Annotated in this window: 19 protein-coding genes; 9 read left to right on the top strand and 10 right to left on the bottom strand. The window is 68.7% G+C overall.

Going from position 1 to position 19009, the window contains the following annotated elements; genetic code table 11:
- The first annotated feature begins 156 nt into the window (after nt 1-156).
- Genes AC3WJT_RS14645 through AC3WJT_RS14635 form a run of 3 tightly spaced genes read left to right on the top strand, consistent with a single transcriptional unit; the run spans nt 157 to nt 2428 of the window.
- Entirely contained in the window at nt 157-1644 is a 1488-nt protein-coding gene (locus AC3WJT_RS14645; RefSeq protein WP_492343872.1) for a leucyl aminopeptidase, read from the top strand.
- An 8-nt stretch (nt 1645-1652) separates the two neighbouring features.
- Nucleotides 1653-2114 (top strand): DNA polymerase III subunit chi, encoded by a 462-nt coding sequence (locus AC3WJT_RS14640; RefSeq protein WP_492343871.1) that lies wholly within the window; start codon nt 1653-1655, stop codon nt 2112-2114.
- The gene (locus AC3WJT_RS14635; RefSeq protein WP_492343870.1) at nt 2111-2428 is read left to right on the top strand and encodes an I78 family peptidase inhibitor; all 318 of its coding nucleotides are present in this window, start codon (nt 2111-2113) and stop codon (nt 2426-2428) included. Before AC3WJT_RS14640 ends, AC3WJT_RS14635 begins: the two co-directional genes overlap by 4 nt.
- Nucleotides 2429-2518: 90 nt before the next feature.
- Here AC3WJT_RS14635 and AC3WJT_RS14630 read toward each other — a convergent pair whose 3' ends face one another.
- Nucleotides 2519-4402 (bottom strand): ABC-F family ATP-binding cassette domain-containing protein, encoded by a 1884-nt coding sequence (locus AC3WJT_RS14630; protein WP_492343869.1) that lies wholly within the window; start codon nt 4400-4402, stop codon nt 2519-2521.
- Nucleotides 4403-4511: 109 nt separating this feature from the next.
- Here AC3WJT_RS14630 and ndk point away from each other — a divergent pair, with 109 nt between their 5' ends.
- A complete protein-coding gene (gene ndk / locus AC3WJT_RS14625) occupies nt 4512-4931 on the top strand; it encodes a nucleoside-diphosphate kinase (RefSeq protein ID WP_492343868.1) in 420 nt (139 codons plus the stop codon).
- Nucleotides 4932-5008: 77 nt separating this feature from the next.
- Nucleotides 5009-5665, top strand: a complete 657-nt coding sequence (locus AC3WJT_RS14620) for a YoaK family protein (protein ID WP_492343867.1) — start codon at nt 5009-5011, stop codon at nt 5663-5665.
- Nucleotides 5666-5754: 89 nt separating this feature from the next.
- Here AC3WJT_RS14620 and AC3WJT_RS14615 read toward each other — a convergent pair whose 3' ends face one another.
- Genes AC3WJT_RS14615 through purM form a run of 3 tightly spaced genes read right to left on the bottom strand, consistent with a single transcriptional unit; the run spans nt 5755 to nt 7561 of the window.
- Complete coding sequence (locus tag AC3WJT_RS14615; protein ID WP_492343866.1) at nt 5755-5970, bottom strand: hypothetical protein; 216 nt, start codon at nt 5968-5970, stop codon at nt 5755-5757.
- Nucleotides 5967-6542, bottom strand: coding sequence for a phosphoribosylglycinamide formyltransferase (gene purN, locus AC3WJT_RS14610; RefSeq protein ID WP_492343865.1), 576 nt, complete (start codon nt 6540-6542; stop codon nt 5967-5969). The genes AC3WJT_RS14615 and purN overlap by 4 nt, the downstream gene beginning before the upstream one ends.
- Nucleotides 6539-7561, bottom strand: a complete 1023-nt coding sequence (gene purM, locus AC3WJT_RS14605; protein WP_492343864.1) for a phosphoribosylformylglycinamidine cyclo-ligase — start codon at nt 7559-7561, stop codon at nt 6539-6541. Before purM ends, purN begins: the two co-directional genes overlap by 4 nt.
- A gap of 103 nt (nt 7562-7664) precedes the next feature.
- Between purM and rnd the strand changes: the two genes are divergently transcribed.
- Entirely contained in the window at nt 7665-8843 is a 1179-nt protein-coding gene (rnd, locus tag AC3WJT_RS14600; RefSeq protein ID WP_492343863.1) for a ribonuclease D, read from the top strand.
- Nucleotides 8844-8853: 10 nt separating this feature from the next.
- Complete coding sequence (locus AC3WJT_RS14595; RefSeq protein WP_492343862.1) at nt 8854-9693, top strand: HAD family hydrolase; 840 nt, start codon at nt 8854-8856, stop codon at nt 9691-9693.
- Between the two features lie 33 nt (nt 9694-9726).
- On the opposite strand, the gene AC3WJT_RS14590 is transcribed toward AC3WJT_RS14595, so the two are convergent.
- The 5 genes from AC3WJT_RS14590 to AC3WJT_RS14570 form a co-directional block, all read right to left on the bottom strand.
- Nucleotides 9727-11238, bottom strand: coding sequence for a Ppx/GppA phosphatase family protein (locus AC3WJT_RS14590; RefSeq protein ID WP_492343861.1), 1512 nt, complete (start codon nt 11236-11238; stop codon nt 9727-9729).
- The gene (locus AC3WJT_RS14585) at nt 11219-13423 is read right to left on the bottom strand and encodes an RNA degradosome polyphosphate kinase (protein WP_492343860.1); all 2205 of its coding nucleotides are present in this window, start codon (nt 13421-13423) and stop codon (nt 11219-11221) included. Before AC3WJT_RS14585 ends, AC3WJT_RS14590 begins: the two co-directional genes overlap by 20 nt.
- 142 nt (nt 13424-13565) lie before the next feature.
- Nucleotides 13566-13757, bottom strand: coding sequence for a YgaP family membrane protein (locus AC3WJT_RS14580; protein ID WP_492343859.1), 192 nt, complete (start codon nt 13755-13757; stop codon nt 13566-13568).
- A 75-nt stretch (nt 13758-13832) separates the two neighbouring features.
- A complete protein-coding gene (locus AC3WJT_RS14575; RefSeq protein ID WP_492343858.1) occupies nt 13833-14447 on the bottom strand; it encodes a Crp/Fnr family transcriptional regulator in 615 nt (204 codons plus the stop codon).
- Between the two features lie 22 nt (nt 14448-14469).
- Entirely contained in the window at nt 14470-15534 is a 1065-nt protein-coding gene (locus AC3WJT_RS14570) for an NAD(P)-dependent alcohol dehydrogenase (RefSeq protein WP_492343857.1), read from the bottom strand.
- Nucleotides 15535-15617: 83 nt separating this feature from the next.
- On the opposite strand from AC3WJT_RS14570, the gene AC3WJT_RS14565 reads away from it, so the two are divergent.
- Complete coding sequence (locus tag AC3WJT_RS14565) at nt 15618-16277, top strand: hypothetical protein (RefSeq protein ID WP_492343856.1); 660 nt, start codon at nt 15618-15620, stop codon at nt 16275-16277.
- Here the strand turns inward: AC3WJT_RS14565 and AC3WJT_RS14560 are convergent.
- Nucleotides 16274-16930, bottom strand: a complete 657-nt coding sequence (locus AC3WJT_RS14560) for a P-loop NTPase family protein (protein ID WP_492343855.1) — start codon at nt 16928-16930, stop codon at nt 16274-16276. The two genes, AC3WJT_RS14565 and AC3WJT_RS14560, sit on opposite strands and share 4 nt — an antisense overlap.
- 202 nt (nt 16931-17132) lie before the next feature.
- Between AC3WJT_RS14560 and aspS the strand changes: the two genes are divergently transcribed.
- Nucleotides 17133-18911 carry an aspartate--tRNA ligase gene (aspS, locus tag AC3WJT_RS14555; protein ID WP_492343854.1) on the top strand — a complete coding sequence of 593 codons (1779 nt, stop codon included), beginning with the start codon at nt 17133-17135 and terminating at the stop codon, nt 18909-18911.
- Nucleotides 18912-19009: the final 98 nt, after the last annotated feature.

Raw genomic sequence — 19009 nt, 5'->3', positions numbered from 1 at the left:
AAGCTGAACCCGTTCGGAGGCAGGGAAAACCCCAAAGGAGGGGTTGTTCGTTCTATACGCCCGTCCAAGGTCGATACAACCGCCCAGACCATCCCCCGCGCTTTCCTACGGTCGCGCGTTGGACTATGCCCGCCGGACAGGTTTCAGGAGTGATCCATGCGCATCCAATTCGTCGCCTCCGACAGCACCACCGCGCCCGCCGGCGGCGCGGTCGCCGTGATGGCCTTCGAGGGGGGGAAGCTCTCCACGGCGGCCGAGACAATGGACAAGGCGACGAGCGGGGCGCTGACCCGCGCCATCGCCGCCTCGAGCCGGTTCGGCGGCAAGGCCGGGCAGACCGTCGAGCTGGTCGCGCCGGGCGGCGTCGACATCCAGCGTCTGGTCATCGTGGGCTCCGGCCCCCAGGACGGACTGAGCAGCGAGGTCGCCGAGACCTTCGCGGCCCAGGCCTACGCCGCGGTGAAGACCTCCGGCGTTGAGACGCTGAGCATCCTGCTGCCGGGCGCCGGCGCCGACCTGGCAGCTCATGCTGCGCTCGGCGTCGTGCTCGCCGCCTATCGCTTCGACAAATACCGCACCACCGAGAAGGCCGAAAAGAAGCCCTCGGTCGAGACCGTCGCCATCGCCGTCGACGATGTCGCCGCCGCGGAGGCGGCGTACGCGCCGCTGAAGGCGCTGGGCGAGGCGGTTTACTTCTCCCGCGATCTGGTCTCCGAGCCGCCGAACGTCCTGTATCCGGTCGAGTACGCCCGCCGGGTGAAGGCGCTCGAGTCTCTCGGCCTGGAGGTCGAGATCCTCGGTGAGGCCGAGATGGCCAAACTCGGCATGGGCAGCCTGCTCGGCGTCGGCCAGGGCAGCCGTCGCGACAGCCAGCTGGTCGTGATCCAGTGGAAGGGCGGCGGCGACAGCCAGCCGGTCGCCTTCGTCGGCAAGGGCGTCACCTTCGACACCGGCGGCATCAGCATCAAGCCGGCCGACGGCATGGAAGACATGAAGTGGGACATGGGCGGCTCGGCGGCCGTGGCCGGCCTCATGCACGTGCTGGCCGCCCGCAAGGCCAAGGTGAACGCCGTCGGCGTCCTCGGCCTGGTCGAGAACATGCCTGACGGCAACGCCCAGCGTCCCGGCGACGTGGTCACCTCCATGTCCGGCCAGACCATCGAAGTCATCAACACCGACGCGGAGGGCCGCCTCGTTCTGGCCGACGCCCTCTGGTACACCCAGGACCGCTTCAAGCCGAAGTTCATGGTCGATCTGGCCACCCTGACCGGCGCGATCATCATTTCGCTCGGAAACGACTTTGCCGGCCTGTTCAGCAACAACGACGAGCTGGCCGACAACCTTCTGGCGGCCTCCAGGGCGACCGGTGAGCCGCTGTGGCGGATGCCGGTGCCGGCGATCTACGACAAGCACATCGACAGCGCGATCGCTGACATGAAGAACGTCGGCAACGGCCGGGCCGGGGGCTCGATCACCGCGGCCCTGTTCCTGCAGCGCTTCGTCAACGGCCTGCCCTGGGCGCACCTCGACATCGCCTCGACCGCCTGGAAGAAGCCCTCGACCGTGCCGACCATTCCGGACGGCGCCGTCGGTTTCGGCGTGCGCCTCCTGAACCGGATGGTGGCGGACAAGTACGAGGGCTAGGGTCGGGCATGGCCGCTCCGTCCTGCGACGTCTGGTTCTACCATCTCGAGCGCTCGTCGCTCGACCAGGTGTTGCCTGACCTGCTCGACAAGACCCTGAAGAAGGGCTGGAAGGCCGTCGTCCGCACGGGCGACGCCGGGCGGCTGGAGCATCTCGACGGCTGGCTGTGGAGCTTTCGCGACGAGAGCTTCCTGCCGCACGGTCTGGCCAGCGAGCCGTTCGCCGAGCATCAGCCCGTGCTGCTGACCAGCGACATGGAGGTTCCGAACGGGGCGCAGGCCCTGTTCCTGATCGACGGGGCCGAGGCGGGTGATCTTTCGCCGCATGAGCGGTGCATCGTGCTGTTCGACGGACGGGACGAGGCGGCCCTGGCCGGCGCCCGGACCCGGTGGAAGACGTTCAAGGCCGGCGGTCACCCGGTCAGCTACTGGCGGCAGGGCGAGCAACGAGGCTGGGAGAAAATAGCGTGAAGCGACTGATTGTCCTGGCGGTTCTGACCGTGTCGGCCTGCGCCTCGCCACCCGCGCCGGCGCCGGCGCCACCGCCCGTGGCCGAGCTGCCGACGATCGCGCTGCCGCCGCCTCCCGCGCCTGACAGTTGCGGCGCTGGACAGATGCAGTGGCTGGTCGGGCAGCCGAAGAGCCGGATCCCGATCCCGACCGACCCCGGCAAGCGGCGCGTCGCCTGCACCACCTGCCCGGTGACGATGGACTACAACCCGGCGCGCCTGAACATCTTCTTCGACGCCGACACGGGTCTGGTCAAAGAGGTGAAATGCGGGTGAGCGCCGGGGACATGTACCGAAGGTACGTGTCCCCTAATCAAGCCGCCGCGGAATCCGGATTTGGGGACACGTACCTTCGGTACATGTCCCCTACGCCTCCACCGCCGCCAGTTGCTCGGCGATGCCCATCCATTCGGCTTCGGCCTTGTCGACGGAAGCCTGGGCCTTGATGCGCTTCTGGCCGAGGTCGGCGGCCTGTGCCGGGTTCTTCACATAGATGGCCGGGTCGGCCAGCACGGCGTCGATCTCTTCCAGCGCCTTCGTCGTTCGGGCCAGCACCGCCTCGGCGGCTTCCAGCTTGCGCTTCAGAGGCCCGGCCTGGGCGGCGGACGGGCGCGGCGGCGGGGGGGCGACCTTCACCGGCTCGGGCGCCGGCGCCTTGACCTGCGACGGCGCTCGGGCCGCGACGCGGGCCTTGTCGATGACAAATTTCGCGTAATCGTCCATGTCGCCGTTGAACGGCTTGATCGTGCCGTCCGCCGCCAGCCACAGCCGGTCGGCGACCAGTTCCATCAGTGAGCGGTCGTGGGTGATCAGGATCACAGCGCCCTCATAGTCGTTCAGCGCATCGAGCAGGGCCCGGCGCGAATCGATGTCGAGGTGGTTGGTCGGCTCGTCGAGGATCAGCATGTGCGGCGCTTCCATCGCCACCATGTTGAGCAGCAGCCGGGCGCGTTCGCCGCCGGAGAGGTTGGCGACGGTCGTCTCCTGCTTCTCGAAGCCGAGCCCGAACTGCGCCAGTTTCGATCGGCGCGAGGATTCCGACGCATCGGGCATGGCGCGGCGGATAATCTCCAGCGGGGTATCCACCGGGTCCATCGCCTCGATCTGGTGCTGGTGGAACCAGCCGACCTTCATCTTGCGGTCGCGGTGGAACTCGCCCGTCTGGACACCCAGCGCCCCGGCGATCAGCTTGGCGAAGGTGGACTTGCCCGCGCCGTTGACGCCCAGCAGGCCGATGCGATCGTCCAGGTCCATGCGCAGGTTGAGATTGCGCAGGATCGGCTTGCCGTCCTCGTAGCCGACATTGGCCTTCTCCAGCCGGATCAGCGGCGGCGCCAGCGGGCGCGGTGGCGAGGGCAGGGTGAAGGCGGCGACCCGCTCCTCGATGGTCGTAGCCACCGGCTCCATCTTGGCCAGCCGCTTCATCCGCGACTGGGCCTGGGCGGCCTTGGAGGCCTTGGCCTTGAAGCGGTCGACGAAGGCCTGCAGGTGGGCGCGCTCGGCGTCCTGCTTGGCCTTGGCCGACAGCTGCAGCCGCGACTTCTCGGCCCGGCGCTTCTCGAAGTCGTCGTAGCCGCCGGTGTAGATTTCCAGCTTGGCCGCCGCCAGGTGCAGGATGTGGGTGCAGCTGTTGTTCAGCAGTTCCCGGTCGTGGCTGATGATCAGGGCGGTGTGCGGATACTTCTTCAGCCGCGCCTCGAGCCACAGGGCGCCTTCAAGGTCGAGGTAGTTGGTCGGTTCGTCGAGCAGCAGCAGGTCCGGCTCGCTGAACAGCGCCGCCGCCAGCGCCACGCGCATCCGCCAGCCGCCGGAGAATTCGGCCATCGGCCGTTCGAGGTCCTCCGTGCTGAACCCGAGGCCGGCCAGGATTTCGGCGGCCCGGGACGGGGCTGAGTCGGCGTCGATCTCGATCAGCCGGGTCCAGATGTCGCCCATCTCTTCCGGATCGGCGGTCTCCAGCCGGGTCAGCAGTTCGTGCCGCTCGTCGTCGGCTTCCAGGATGGTGTCGATCAGCGAGACGGGGGTCGCGGGATGCTCCTGCGCCACCTGGCCGATGCGGGTGTTCTTCGGCAGGTTGATCTCGTCGCCGCCTGCGACCAGCTCGCCCATGATCAGCTTGAACAGCGTCGACTTGCCCACCCCGTTCCTGCCAACCAGGCCCACCTTGGCGCCGGGCGGCAGGGTCACGCCGGCCTTGTCGAAAAAGCGCCGCCCCCACGCGTCAAAGGTCAGGTCGTTGATCTGGAGCATGGCGGGGCTGGAAAAGGACTTCGCGACAGGTGTTGGCGGTTCGGGGGTCCGCCGCTATAAGCCCGCGACCTCCCAAACACCACCTCCTGTGTAAGGCTTCGAACTAGCCATGACTGAACGCACCTTCTCCATCATCAAGCCGGACGCGACCCGCCGGAACCTCACGGGCGCCGTGAACGCCGTCATCGAAGGCGCCGGCCTGCGCATCGTGGCGCAGAAGCGCATCAAGCTGACGGACGCCCAGGCGAAGAAATTCTACGAAGTGCACGCCGCCCGCCCGTTCTACGGCGAACTGGTCGGCCAGATGACCGCCGAGCCGGTGGTCGTCCAGGTGCTGGAAGGCGACAACGCCGTGGCCCGCTATCGCGAAGTCATGGGCGCCACCAACCCGGAACAGGCCGCTGAAGGCACGATCCGCAAGCTGTTCGCCCTGTCGATCGGCGAGAACTCGGTCCACGGCTCGGACAGCCTCGAGAACGCGGGCATCGAAATCGCCCAGTTCTTCACCGACGCCGACATCGTCGGCTAAGGCGTCAGGCTTTTTTGCATGACACGGCGCGGCCGGATCGGTGACGATCCGGCCGTTGTCGTTTCCGGAGCCTTGGCATGAAGGACTATCGCCGTCGCGATGTGGCCCTGGCGGCCGTCCTGTCAGGCGTGGCCGGCTATGTTGACGCCATCGGCTTCCTCAAGCTCGGCGGCTTCTTCGTCTCCTTCATGAGCGGCAATTCGACCCGTCTCGGCGTCGGACTGTCGACAGGTCACGGTCAGGCCGCCCTGACCGTCCTGGCGATTGTCGCGCTGTTCGTCACCGGCGTGGTGCTGGGCGCGCTGCTCGCCCGCCGCGTCGGGGAGGGGCGGCGCTCGGCCGTGCTGGCGCTTGAAGCCGCACTTCTGGCCGCCGGAGCGGCCCTGTTCATGGGCGGGTTCGACAAGGCGGGCGTCGCGGCGGTGGTGCTGGCGATGGGCGCCGAGAACGCCGTGTTCCAGCGTAACGGCGATGTCGGCGTCGGCCTGACCTACATGACCGGAACCCTGGTCAAGGCAGGCCAGCGTATCGCCGCGGCCCTGACCGGCGGCGATCGATGGGCCTGGGGACCGTATCTGCTGCTGTGGGCTGGGCTGACAACTGGCGGGGCGATCGGCGCGGCGGCCTATACGCAGGTCGGCACGCTCGCCCTCTGGGCGGCGTCGGCCGTGGTCGCGGTCCTGGCGGTCCTGCGACTGCTTGAGGAACGCGGGCCCGATTGGCGCCCCACTTAATCAAGCCTCTTCAGGCCGGCGTCGCCGCCGACGTTCCGCGAGGGCCGGGCGGCCGACCTGCTGCGCCGTAACGGCGTCCCCAGCACCGTCTACGGCGACGACTGATCCACAAGGCCCGGATAGCTCTCGCGTGCCTCATCATCGGTGATGGCCTGCGTGCCGCGTGGGGTTTCCTCCCACCAGGCCAGGCAGGCGTCGCAGCGGTAGAGCACGGCGCCGCCGGCGTTCGCGCCGCGGCGGTCCTGCAGCCGTCCGTCCACCAGCCACTGACGCCGACAGGTTTCGCAGCCGCGGTTGCGGGTCATCCGGAGACGAGGCGCGCCAGGGCGGCCGGATACAGTCGGTGCTCGGCCTCGAGGACGCGGGCTGACAGCCCCTCGGGCGTGTCACCGGCCAGCACGGGCACGCGAGCCTGGTCGAGGATGGGGCCTTCATCGACGCCCGCGGTCACCAGGTGCGCCGTGCAGCCCGCCTCGGCGTCGCCGGCTTCAATCGCCCGGCGATGGGTGTCGAGCCCGGGATACTTCGGCAGCAGCGAGGGGTGGATGTTGATCATCCGCCCGGCCCAGGCCTCGACCAGGAACGGCGTCAGTACGCGCATGTAGCCGGCGAGCGCGACGTACTCTGCGCCCGCTCCGCGCAGGGCTGTGTCGAGCGCGCGCTCATGAGCCTCGCGGTCTGCGCCGAACGGCCGGTGATCGATGGTGAGCGTCGGCACGCCCGCCGCGGCAGCCAGTTGGAGACCTTCCGCGTCGGGCTTGTTGGAGAGCACCAGCGCGACCTCGAACGGGCAGTCCGGCGCGCGCGCGGCCTCGACCAGCGCGGTCATGTTCGAGCCGCGTCCGGAGATCAGGACGGCGACCCTCGCGCGGCTCATGCGTTGGCGAGCTCGCCGCAGACGAACGCGTCCTCGCCCGCTTCCAGCAGGTCGGCCAGCACGGCGGTCGCTTCGTCGCGCGCGACGATCAGCAGGAAGCCGACGCCGCAATTGAAGGTGCGGCGCATCTCGTGTTCGGCGATGCCGCCGGTCTGCTGAAGCCACTGGAACACCGGGCCCATGCTCCAGGCGTTCCAGTCGAAGCGCGGGACCAGGCCGTCGGCGATGGCGCGCGGCGGGTTCTCGATCAGGCCGCCGCCGGTGATGTGGGCCACACCCTTGATCCGCCCGGCCTTGATCAGCGGCAGGGTCGACTTCACGTAGATCCGCGTCGGCGTCATCAGGCTTTCGGCCAGCGTGCCGTCGCCGAACGGGGAGGGCGCGTCCCAGCCCAGACCCGACCGCTCGACGACCTTGCGGACCATCGAATAGCCGTTCGAGTGCGGACCGCTGGAGGCCAGGCCGATCAGCACGTCGCCGGCCCGCTGCGCGTCCAGTCTGGGCAGCACGCCGTCGCGATTGACCGCGCCGACGGTGAAGCCGGCCAGATCATACTCGCCGTCAGCGTACATGCCGGGCATCTCGGCCGTCTCGCCGCCGACCAGCGCGCAGCCGGCCAGCTTGCAGCCCTCGGCGATGCCGGCGACCACGCGCGTCGCGGTGGCCACATCCAGCTTTCCGGTGGCGAAATAGTCGAGGAACAGCAGCGGCTCGGCGCCCTGGGCCAGCAGGTCGTTGACGCACATCGCCACCAGGTCGATGCCGACGGTGTCGTGCAGGCCGGTCTCGATGGCGATTTTCAGCTTGGTGCCCACGCCGTCCGTGGTCGAGACCAGCAACGGGTCCTCGTAGCCGGCCGCCTTGAGGTCGAACAGGGCGCCAAAGCCCCCTAATCCCCCCTGCATGCCGGGCCGCGCCGTGGCCTTGGCCAGCGGCTTGATCGCCTCGACGAGCGCGTTGCCGGCGTCGATGTCGACTCCGGCCTGGGCGTAGGTAAGGCCGTTGGGCCGATCGGTCATGGGGTGCTCGGGGAGGCTTCGCGGCAACGATGGGAAACGAAATTAGGGCGGATGGGGCCTGATCTCTTGCAGACTCGGCCCCGGGCGGCGCTATAGCTACCCGATGCAGCCTATTACGACCACCGCCCAGCTGGCGGATTTCTGCAAGTCCCTGAAAGGTCAGCCGTTCATCGCCGTGGACACCGAGTTCATGCGCGAAACGACCTACTGGCCCAAGCTGTGCCTGATCCAGGTTGCGGCGCCCAACGGCGCCCAGGCCTGTATCGACCCGCTTGCCGACGGACTTGATCTCGCCCCCCTGCTCGACATTCTCCGCGACGAGACGGTCGACAAGGTTTTCCATGCCGCCCGCCAGGACGTTGAGATCTTCAACAACCTGGGCGCCATGCCCCGGCCCCTGTTCGACACCCAGATCGCCGGCATGGCGGCGGGCTTCGGCGAGCAGATCGCCTACGACGCTCTCGTGCGCCAGATGCTGAAGATCGACCTCGACAAGTCGAGCCGATTCACCGACTGGGCTCGCCGTCCGCTCAGCGACAACCAGCTGACCTACGCGATCGCCGATGTGACCCATCTGGCCGACCTCTATCCGAAGCTGCGCGCGCGGCTGGTGAAGGACGGTCGTCTGGCCTGGGTCGAGGAGGAAATGGCGGCCCTCACCGATCCGGCGCTCTACGACGTCGAGCCGGAGAACGCCTGGAAGCGGCTCAAGCCGCGCAAGCACGTCCCGAAATACCTCGCCGTTTTCAAGGCGGTCGCCGCCTGGCGCGAGCGCACGGCCCAGCAGCGTGACCAGCCGCGCGGCCGCATCCTGAAGGACGACGCGATCGACGAACTGGCCGCCCAGGCGCCGACGGACGCCGCGGCCATGGACCGCCTGCGCGGGGTGCCCAAAGGCTTCTCGGGCAGCAAGTTCGGTCCGGACCTGCTGGAGGCGATCCGCGAAGCGCTCAAGGATCCCGACGCCTACGCGCCGAAGATCGACCGCGAGCGGGCGCCGCAGAACGCCGCCGCCGGCGCGGTCGTCGAACTGCTCAAGGTGCTGCTCAAGGCCCGGGCCGAGGACGCCGGCGTGGCGTCCAAACTGCTGGCCACGGTCTCTGACCTGGAAAAGATCGCCAACGACGACAACGCCGACGTCGGCGCCCTGCAGGGGTGGCGGCTCGACGCGTTCGGGGCCGACGCCCTGAAGCTAAAGCGCGGCGAACTGGCCCTGGTGCTTGACGGCACGCGGGTGCGGGTCGTCGAGGTGCGCCGGGCGCCGAAAGCCGCCTCAGCCTGAAGGGTTTGCCATGTCCGAGCGCCTGACCGCCCTGATCTATGACTTCGACGGCACCCTGGCCCGGGGCAACATGCAGGAGACCAGCTTCATCCCCGCCCTGGGGATGACGCCGGCCGAGTTCTGGAACGACACGGTGCGGCCCAGGACGCTGGCCGCCGATGGCGACGACATCCTGATGTACATGCAGCTGATGCTGCAGACGGCCCGCGAGAAGGGCATCACCGTCACGCGCGGGCTGCTGCAGGACCACGGCAAGGACGTGCCGCTGTTCGAGGGTATTCGCGACGGCAGTTGGTTCGACCGGATCAACGCCTTCGGCGCCAACTACGGCCTGACGATCCAGCACTACATTCTCTCCAGCGGCCTGCAGGAGATGATCGAGGGTTGCCCGATCCACGACCGGTTCCACCACGTGTTCGCCTCGCACTACGTCTTCGACGAGGACGAGGTGGCCGTCTGGCCGGCGGTGGGCATCAACTACACGACCAAGACCCAGTACCTCTTCCGCATCAACAAGGGCGTGCTCAACAACTGGGAGCACGAGAAGATCAACCGGTTCATGCCGGACGAGGATCGCCCGGTGCCGTTCGAGCGGATGATCTTCATCGGCGACGGCGACACCGACGTCCCGACGATGAAGATGATGCACACCAAGGGCGGCCACTCGATCGCCGCCTATGATCCCCGCACCGAACCGCGCGACCAGGACAAGCTGCACCGGCTGATCGCCGACGACCGCGTCAACTTCGTCGCGGCCGCCGACTACCGCGAGGGCACGGCCATGGACCTGATCGTCAAGGGTATCCTCGGCCGGATCGCCGTGCGCGAGCGGACGATGCCGGCGGGGTAGGCCCAGGGGACACGTACCTACGGTACATGTCCTCTAGCGCCGGATATCCAGTTTCACCCCGAGCAATCCCGCCAGTTGCGTTGCACGGCGGGCGGTCTGTTCGCCCAGCAGCATGTCGGACCAGCCTTCGGCGGCGCTGAGGATCAGGCGGTCGTCTTTCAGGCCGAGGCGCGATTGCGTCAGCAGCACCGAACTTCGCCCCGACAGGTCGCAGCCCAGCCGGATCGCCGCGCCGAGCGCCCGGGCCCGTCTGCGTTGTGGCTCGCTGAGCAGGCGGGAGACCGTCGCGCCGTCAGGCGCCGAGGAGGCGGAGGTGTGACGCGAGAAGGCCGCCACCGCCAGGAAGGCTCGTTCGGCATGCGTCTGGCCGGCGACCGGCGCACGCAGCACCTGTTCGAACACCAGGTCGGCGCGATGATCGGGATGCAGCCGGGCGCCGAGGTCGGCCAGCCGGCAGGCGGCGGCGCGCAGCACCGGGTCACGTTCGCCGAACGCCGCCGGCAGGGTGTCGAACACCGGGGCCAGCCAGCGTTCCAGCGTCGGACCGAGCGTCTCGTCGACGCCCTGTCGGCCGGTCAGGGCTGCGCACCCCTCAATCAGGGGGTCGAGGCCCTGGGTCTCGAGCGGCATGCCCTCGAACAGCAGGCCTTCGCGCAGGCCGTAGGCGGAGACCGCGATCGTCTCGATGCCCAGTTGCTCGATCAGCGCCTCCATCACCATGGCGGCGTGCGGCAGCGTCTCCAGGCGCTTCTTCGAGACGCCCTCGATCGCCTCCAGCGACGCCCGGGATTGCCGGCTGAGGAAGCGCGTGGCGTCCAGCGCGTCGGCGCGGCTCATCTCGTACTGATGGACGATCTGCAGCGGGTAGCCGCTCATCCGCATATGCAGCAGGGCCAGGTTGCGCCATGCGCCGCCAACGGCCTGAAAGCTCTTCGCGCGGAAGCGGCCGGCGTACGGCGCCAGTCGGGCCTCGATCTCCGCTCGCACCCTGTCGGGGCGGACGCCGTCGAGCGCGAACGGTCCCAGGGCCAGGGTCGCGCCCTCGACCGGACCTTCGCTCGTCAGACGCACGAGCTCGAGGCTGGCGCCGCCCAGGTCGCCGACCACGCCGTCGCCGCGCGGGGAGCCGGCCAGCACGCCGAGTGCGGCATAGCGGGCCTCTTCCTGGCCGCTCAGCACGCGCAAGGTCAGGCCCGTTTCCGCCTGGACACGCCCGACGAAGTCCCGCCCGTCGGTCGCTTCGCGCACGGCGGCGGTGGCGGCGGTGAGGATGTCGTCGGGCCGCGCCGCGTCGAGCACCGCGCGGAACCGCCTCAGCGCCGACAGGGCCGTCTCGACCCCGCCCGGCGACAGCCGTCCGGTCGAGCCCAGGTCCCGGCCCAGGCCGGCCAGCACCTTCTCGTTGTAGACGGTCCAGATCGCCCGGCCTTCGAGGCGATAGAGCACCAGGCGCACGGAGTTGGAGCCGACGTCGATGACGGCGGCGTCGCGCACCGCGCGGGCGCGGCTTTCCAGCGGCGGCGAACTAGCGACGGGGGCCGACATGATCGAATGCTTGCGGCAGGTCGCGCACCTTGTGCCCTCGGCCGGACAGGCTGGGGTTGGTCATGAAGTACTCGTGGGCCGAGAAGGCGCCGGGACGGTCCCAGGCGGGGTCCCGCCGATAGCCGCCCTGGCTGTCGAGTGTCCAGCTCTGCGCCTCGTCGTTGAGGTTGGCGACCATGATCTGCTGCAGCACCTGCTGGTGGACCGTGGGGTTGTCCACCGGCGTCAGGGCCTCGACGCGGCGGTCGAGGTTGCGCGGCATCCAGTCGGCGGAGCTGATGAACACCTTGGTCTGTTTGCCGGGCATTTCCTTGCCGTTGGCGAAGGCCATGATCCGGCTGTGCTCGAGGTAGCGGCCGACGATGCTCTTGACCCGGATGTTCTCGCTGAGGCCGGGCACGCCCGGACGCAGGCAGCAGATGCCGCGCACGACCATCTCGATGCGCACCCCCGACTGGCTGGCGCGATAGAGGGCGTCGATGATTTCCGGATCGACCAGGGCGTTCAGCTTCACCCAGATGCCTGACGGCTTGCCGGCGAGGGCGTTCTCCGACTCCGTCGCGATCATGCCCATCAGGTCGGCCTTCAGCGTCTCGGGGCTGTAGCTGAGCTTCTCCAGCCGCTGCGGCGGGGCGTAGCCGGTGATGAAGTTGAACAGCCGCGCCGAGTCCCGGCCAAGCGCCGGATCGGTCGTGAACAGGGATAGGTCGGTGTAAACCTTGGCCGTCACGGGGTGGTAGTTGCCGGTGCCGAAATGGCAGTAGGTGCGCAGGGTCTCGCCCTCACGGCGCACCACAAGGCTCAGTTTCGCGTGGGTCTTGTACTCGACGAAGCCGAACACGACGTGCACCCCGGCCCGTTCCAGATCCTTGGCCCAGCGCAGATTGTTCTCTTCATCGAAGCGCGCCTTGATCTCGACCAGGGCGGTGACGTTCTTGCCGTTCTCCGCCGCCTCGATCAGGGCCGCGACGATCGGGCTGTCCTGGCTGGTGCGGTAGAGGGTCTGTTTGATCGCCAGCACGTGCGGGTCGCGCGCCGCCTGGCGCAGGAACTGGACCACCACGTCGAAGCTCTCGAACGGATGGTGGACCAGGATGTCCTTCTCGCGGATGGCGGCGAAGCAGTCGCCGTCATGGTCGCGGATCCGCTCGGGGAAACGCGGCACGAACGGCTTGAACTTCAGGTCCGGGCGGCCGTCGGGGATCAGCTGGGCCATCTGGGCCAGGCCCAGCTTGCCGTCGATCAGCACCACGTCCTCGGGGTCGCAATGCAGGCTTTCGAGGATGAAGGCGCGCAGGTCCGGCGGCATGGCCGTCTGCACCTTGACCCGTACGACCTCGCCGAGCCGGCGGCGCTTCAGCTGCGCCTCGAACTCGCGGACCAGATCCTCTGCCTCTTCCTCGATCTCGACGTCGCTGTCGCGGATCAGCCGGAACAGTCCGCGGCCCTCGACCTCGCAGCCGGGGAACAGGTGGTCGATGAACAGGACCAGCAGGCTTTCCAGCGCGATGAACCGCTGCTCGCCCTTGCGGCCCCGGCCGGCTTCCGGCGGAAGCTGCCAGAACCGGCGCACCGCCGTCGGGATCGGCACCAGGGCGTAGAGCTCCTTGCCGTCCGGCCGACGCAGCTTGAGCGCCAGCGAGAAGCCAAGGTTGGGAATAAACGGAAACGGGTGGGCCGGGTCGATCGCCAGCGGCGTCAGCACCGGGAAGACGTGATTGAGGAAGATGTGCTCGGCTCGGTCACGGTCGGCCTCGCCGACATCGCGCGCTTCCAGCAGCCGGATGCCCTCGCCCTGCAGCGCCGTGCGCAGTTCGCGCCAGATGCGCTGCTGATCGGCCATCAGCACGGCGGCAGAGGCGTCGACCTTGACCAGCTGTTCGGACGGACTGAGCCCGTCCTGGCTGAGCACGCGCACGCGCTCGCGGACCTGGCCCTTCAGCCCGGCAACGCGGACCATGTAGAATTCGTCGAGGTTGTTGGCGCTGATCGACAGGAACCGCAGCCGCTCCAGCAGCGGATGGCGCGGGTTCTCGGCCTCTTCCAGCACACGGCGGTTGAACGCCAGCCAGCTCAGTTCGCGATTGAAGAACCGGTCCGGCGAGGCCAGCAGGGCTTCGTCGATCAGCGGCTTGCGAAGGCCGTCTGCGGTCAGGGCGGGCGTGGTCTTGGCGGCGTCGGTCATGGAGCCTCTGCGTCGCGCGGGTTGTCGCTTGGCAGGCGGGCTGTCGCAAGAGGTCATGACAGGCGTGTTACAGGACGGATGTTACGGTTTCGTCTTTGCCGAGCCCTTTCCCCGATGGGGGAAAGGGTCGGAACCGCCGGTCCTAGCCGCGCTTGCCCAGGGTGTTGAGGCGCAGGAGGGCGTAGAGTGGGCAAAAGCCGACCAGCCCGGTCACCAGCGGCACCAGGCCCAGCCAGGCCCACGGGGTCTTCGGCCCGACAAACACGAGGGCCAGGATGCCCAGGCCGAGGAGGACCCGGAGGATGCGGTCGACGCCGCCTTCGTTCGGTTTCATGAGATGTCTCCTTCTGTCGGAAAGCGCCGACAGGGGATCGATCCCACGGTCAGGCGCCCCGCGTCTGTGACCAAGTCACGCGCCGGCGAGCGCCAGTCGCCCGATGGCCGCGGGATCGAGCAGATGGATCCGGCCCCGGCTCTGGGTGATCAGGCCGTCGCGAGCCATCTGCGACAGCTGGCGACTGACCGCCTCACGGGCCGAGCCGATCTCGGCGGCCAGCATCTCGTGGGTGATGTTCAGAGCGCCGTCGACCGCTCCTGCCACCAGGGCGGAGGCGACCCGCGACGGCAGGCCGGTGAAGGCGAGCGCCTGGACCACGCCCTCCAGGTCGCCGAAGCGGCTGGCCACAGACCCGAGCACCGCGCCGCGGAAGGCGTCGTTGCCGGCCATCAGACGGTCGAACGCCGGCGGGGGCAGCAAGACGGCCTCGATGTCCTGTTCCGCGACGCCCTCCGCGCCGTAGTGGCGCCCCTCGACGAGGCAGGCGAAGGTCTGCAGGCAGATCTGGCCCGGTCGCACCCGGTACAGAACAAGCTCGCGCCCGCCGATCGAGGTCAGGCCGACGCGAATCGCGCCGCGTCGCAGGGCGATAAAGCCGCCGCAGGGGTCATCGGGGCGGAACAGCACCTGGCCCGCCGGCGCGCGCAGGGGCGAGGCGCCCGGGGCGGCGGCGGCGATCGCCGCCATCGCCTCGGGGTCGGGGCGGACGTCAGGCAGCCGCTTTCTCCGCGGCCAGCGACGCCATGTCGATGACGAAGCGGTACTTCACGTCCGACCGCTCCATGCGTTCGTAGGCATGGTTGATGTCCTGCATGGCGATCATCTCGCACTCGGGCAGGACGTTCTTCTCGGCGCAGAAGTCGAGCATTTCCTGGGTCTCGGCGATACCGCCGATCGGCGAGCCGCTCACGCGGCGGCGTCCGCCGAGCAGCAGGCCGGAGTGGAACGGCGGCAGCTCGTCGATGGCCCCGACGATGACCAGCGAGCCGTCGATGTCGAGCAGCGGCAGGTAGGGCTGCAGCTTGTGGGCCACCGGAATGGTGTCGATGATCAGGTCAAAGCCGTTGCGCGCCTCACGCATGGCGTCCCTGTCGCTGGACAGCAGCACCCTGTGCGCGCCGAGCGCGTGAGCGTCCGCCCGCTTGGACTCCGAGCCGGTGATGACCGTCACCTCGCAGCCCATCGCCACGCCGAACTTCACGGCCATGTGGCCGAGGCCGCCCAGGCCTGCCACGCCCAGCCGCGTGCCCTTGCCGGCTTTCCAGGTCTTGAGCGGCGAGTAGGTGGTGATGCCGGCGCAGAGCAGAGGCGCGACGCGGGTCACGTCGAGGCTGTCCGGCACCTTCAGCACGAAAGCCTCGCGCACCACGATGTGGTCGCTGTAGCCGCCGTAGGTGGTCTCGCCCGTATGCCGGTCCTTGCCGTTATAGGTGCCGGTGGAGCGGTTGCGGCACAGCTGCTCCTCGCCCTTGCGGCACTGGTCGCAGTCCATGCAGCTGTCGACGAGGCAGCCGACCGCCGCCAGATCGCCCTCGCGGAACTTGCGGACTTGCGGCCCGACCGCGGTGACCCGCCCGACGATCTCGTGACCGGGGCAGCAGGGATACATCGTCCCGCCCCAGTCGTTGCGCGCCTGGTGCAGGTCGGAATGGCAGACGCCGCAGTAGAGGATGGCGATCTTCACGTCGTCGGGCCGCAGCGCGCGCCGGTCGAAATGGAACAGGCCCATGCCGCTGTCAGGCGCAGTGGCGGCGTAACCGATGGCGTTGGGCATGGGGAGGGTCCTTGTGTGTTCGGTACATTGTGGCGACAACACATCAGGGGCGGCAAGCACCGCATTGCCCGCGGGAGATCGTGATGCGTCCGCTGATCCGTTTTGCGGTCGTCCTTGGGCTGGCGCTCCTCGTCTCGCCGGCAATGGCGCGCGTCGACGAGCCCATCGCCGGCTGTATCAGAGACAGGCTGCTCGGCGGACGGACGGACGGGCTCGATCTGGCGAAAGTGATCAGTCCACGGGCCCGCTTCCAGTGGCTGCCGAAAGCCTGCGCGGTGGCGAACCCTGAATGCATGGCCCGCCAGTACGTAGTGAAGGGCGATCTTGTGGTCACCGGCGGAACCTGGGGAGACTTCACCTGCGCCTACTATCCCAACAAGGCCGGCGGCGGGGCCGGCTGGCTGTCGACAGCCCAGTTGCAGGCCGTGCCGTCCGCGCCCACCGGCGGCGGCTGGATCGGGGTTTGGGGCGAAACCAGATGGTCGAGGCTGACGTTGACCGCGGCCGGCGCGGACATCGTCGTGAAGGGCGAGGCCTACTGGCAAGGTATGCACCCGGGCAACATCCATACCGGGGAGATTGACGGCCGTGGCCGCCCTGTCGGCGACGCCCTGGAGGTCGGAGACTATGACGGCTGCCGCGTTCGCCTGCGCCGGCTCGGACCCTATCTGCTGGTCGCCGACAACAACGGTTGCGGAGGCATGAACGTGCGCTTCGCCGACGTCTATCGCCGCGGGCGCTAGTCCTCGAACAGATCCGCCGTCTCTTCCAGCACTTCGCGGGCCAGCAGGCGGTTGACGGGGCGGCCCTGTTCGGCGGCGGCCTCGTCCAGGCGCGCGACGAGGGCGCGGGCGGCGGTGACGGACCGCTCCATCCGCCGCAGCAGGAACTCATAGAGGTCGGGCGCGGCGCGGATATGCTTCTCGCGGAACAGGGCCTCGAGCACGGCGATCATCAGCGCGTCGTCCGGCTCGCCGATCTCGGCCACGGTCAGGGCGTTCAGCCGCGAGCGCAGGTCGGGCAGGGCGGCGGGCCAGCTCGACGGGCGGGTGCGGGCGGTGAGCAGCAGGCCGCCGTCTGTAGGGGCCCGGTTGATCAGGTGGAACAGGGCCTCGTCGCCGATCTCGTCGGCATTCTCGACCAGCAGCGGACGACCGTCTGTGGACGCGCCGGCCTCATAGTGCGCGGCGCCGGCCTTTCCGGCCCACAGCGTCGCCAGATGGGTCTTGCCCGCGCCCTCCGGGCCGACCAGCGCCAGCGCGCCGCCCGGCCAGGCGGGCCAGGCCTCGATCAGGGCCAGCGCCTGCTCGTTGGCGCGCGAGGTCACGAACGCCGCCCGCGTAAACACAGGCGGGCTGGCGAGGCGCAGGCTGAGCTGTCTGGCGCGGGTGATCACGCAGGCGGTTTACCACGCAGGAACAGGCGCGCGAGGCCGGGGTCCGGCAGGGGCGGGGATAGGGAGGCCGGGGCTGTGGACAGAATCCCTCTCCCGGCGGGAGAGGGTCCATGGGAGCTTCGGAAACCTTGACAATCAGGGGCCTCCATGCGCCCTTCCGCGCCTCCGATTTTCGCCCCGAATGACTGAAAACGACCGACAAATGCACGCCTATCGCACCCATACCTGCGGCCAGCTGCGCGCCGCCGACGCCGGCGCCGCCGTTCGTCTGTCCGGCTGGATCCATCGCAAGCGCGACCATGGCGGCCTGGTCTTCGTCGACCTGCGCGACCACTACGGCCTGACCCAGCTGGTCATCGGCCCGACGACGCCGGGCTTCGACACGATCGAGCGCATCCGCACCGAGAGCGTCATCCGCGTCGACGGCGCGGTCGTGGCCCGTTCGGCCGATACGCAGAACCCCAACCTGCCGACCGGCGAGGTCGAGATCCACGTCTCCGGCGTCGAGGTCCTGTCGGAAGCGGCCGAGCTGCCGCTGCCGGTGTTCGGCGAGCCCGACTATCCCGAGGAGCTGCGCCTCAAGCACCGCTATCTCGATCTGCGCCGCGAGACGCTGCACAGGAACATCGTGCTGCGGTCGAAGGTGATCCACTCGATCCGTCACCGCATGGTCGGCCAGGGCTTCCTCGAGTACCAGACGCCGATCCTGACGGCCTCGTCGCCGGAGGGCGCGCGCGACTTCCTCGTGCCCTCGCGCCTGCATCCGTCGAAGTTCTATGCGCTGCCGCAGGCGCCGCAGCAGTTCAAGCAGCTGTTGATGGTCTCGGGCTTCGACCGCTACTTCCAGATCGCGCCCTGTTTCCGCGATGAGGACCTGCGCGCCGACCGTTCGCTCGAGTTCTACCAGCTCGACGTCGAGATGAGCTTCGTAACCCAGGAAGACGTGTTCGCGGCCATCGAGCCGGTGATGCACGGCGTGTTCGAGGAGTTCGCGGACGGCAAGCCGGTGACGCCGTATCCGTTCCCGCGCATCGCCTATCGCGACTCCATCGCCTGGTACGGCAGCGACAAGCCGGACACCCGCAACCCGATCAAGATGGGCGACGTCTCGGACCACTTCCGCGGCGGCGGCTTCGGCCTGTTCGCGCGCATCCTGGAAGACGCGAAGAACGCGGTCTGGGCCGTGCCGGCGCCGGGCGGCGGCAGTCGCGCCTTCTGCGACCGCATGAACAGCTGGGCGCAGGGCGAAGGCCAGCCGGGCCTTGGCTATGTGTTCTGGAGCGAGGACCAGGGCGGCTGGGGCGGCCCGATCGCCAAGAACCTCGGCGCTGACCAGACCCAGGCGCTGATGACGAGCCTCGGCCTCGGCACGGGCGACGCGGCCTTCTTCGTCGCTGGCGATCCGAAGGTCTTCTACAAGTTCGCCGGCTCGGCCCGCACCCGCGTGGGGACGGAGCTGAAGCTGATCGACGAGAACCGCTTCGAGTTCTGCTGGATCGTCGACTTCCCGATGTTCGAGTGGAGCGAGGAAGAGAAGAAGGTCGACTTCAGCCACAACCCCTTCTCGATGCCCCAGGGCGAACTGGAGGCCCTGGAGACCCAGGACCCGCTGTCGATCCTGGCCTACCAGTACGACATCGTCTGCAACGGCTACGAGCTGTGCTCGGGCGCGATCCGGAACCACAAGCCGGAGATCATGCTCAAGGCGTTCGAGATCGCCGGCTACGGCCAGGACGTGGTCGAGGACCAGTTCGGCGGCATGCTCAACGCCTTCCGCTATGGCGCGCCGCCGCACGGCGGCCTGGCGCCGGGCATCGACCGCATTGTCATGCTGCTGGCCGGCCAGACGGCCATCCGCGAGGTCATCGCCTTCCCGCTGAACCAGCAGGGGCAGGATCTGTTGATGAACGCGCCGTCAGAAGTCGCCGAGAAGCAGCTGAAAGAACTGCACATCCGCCTCGCCCCGCCGATCAAGGGCTAGGGCGGCTCTAGTCGCGTCGGGCGGCGCGGGCATCCCCATGGTGACGATTAGCCGGACCGACTTGCCGGTCAGCACGCTCGACAGGGCGGCCTGTGGCG

Source organism: Caulobacter sp. FW305-C-30-S16 (assembly GCF_058783025.1).
Note: the sequence above shows the minus strand (reverse complement) of the source record. Positions and strands in the feature narration are given on the sequence as shown.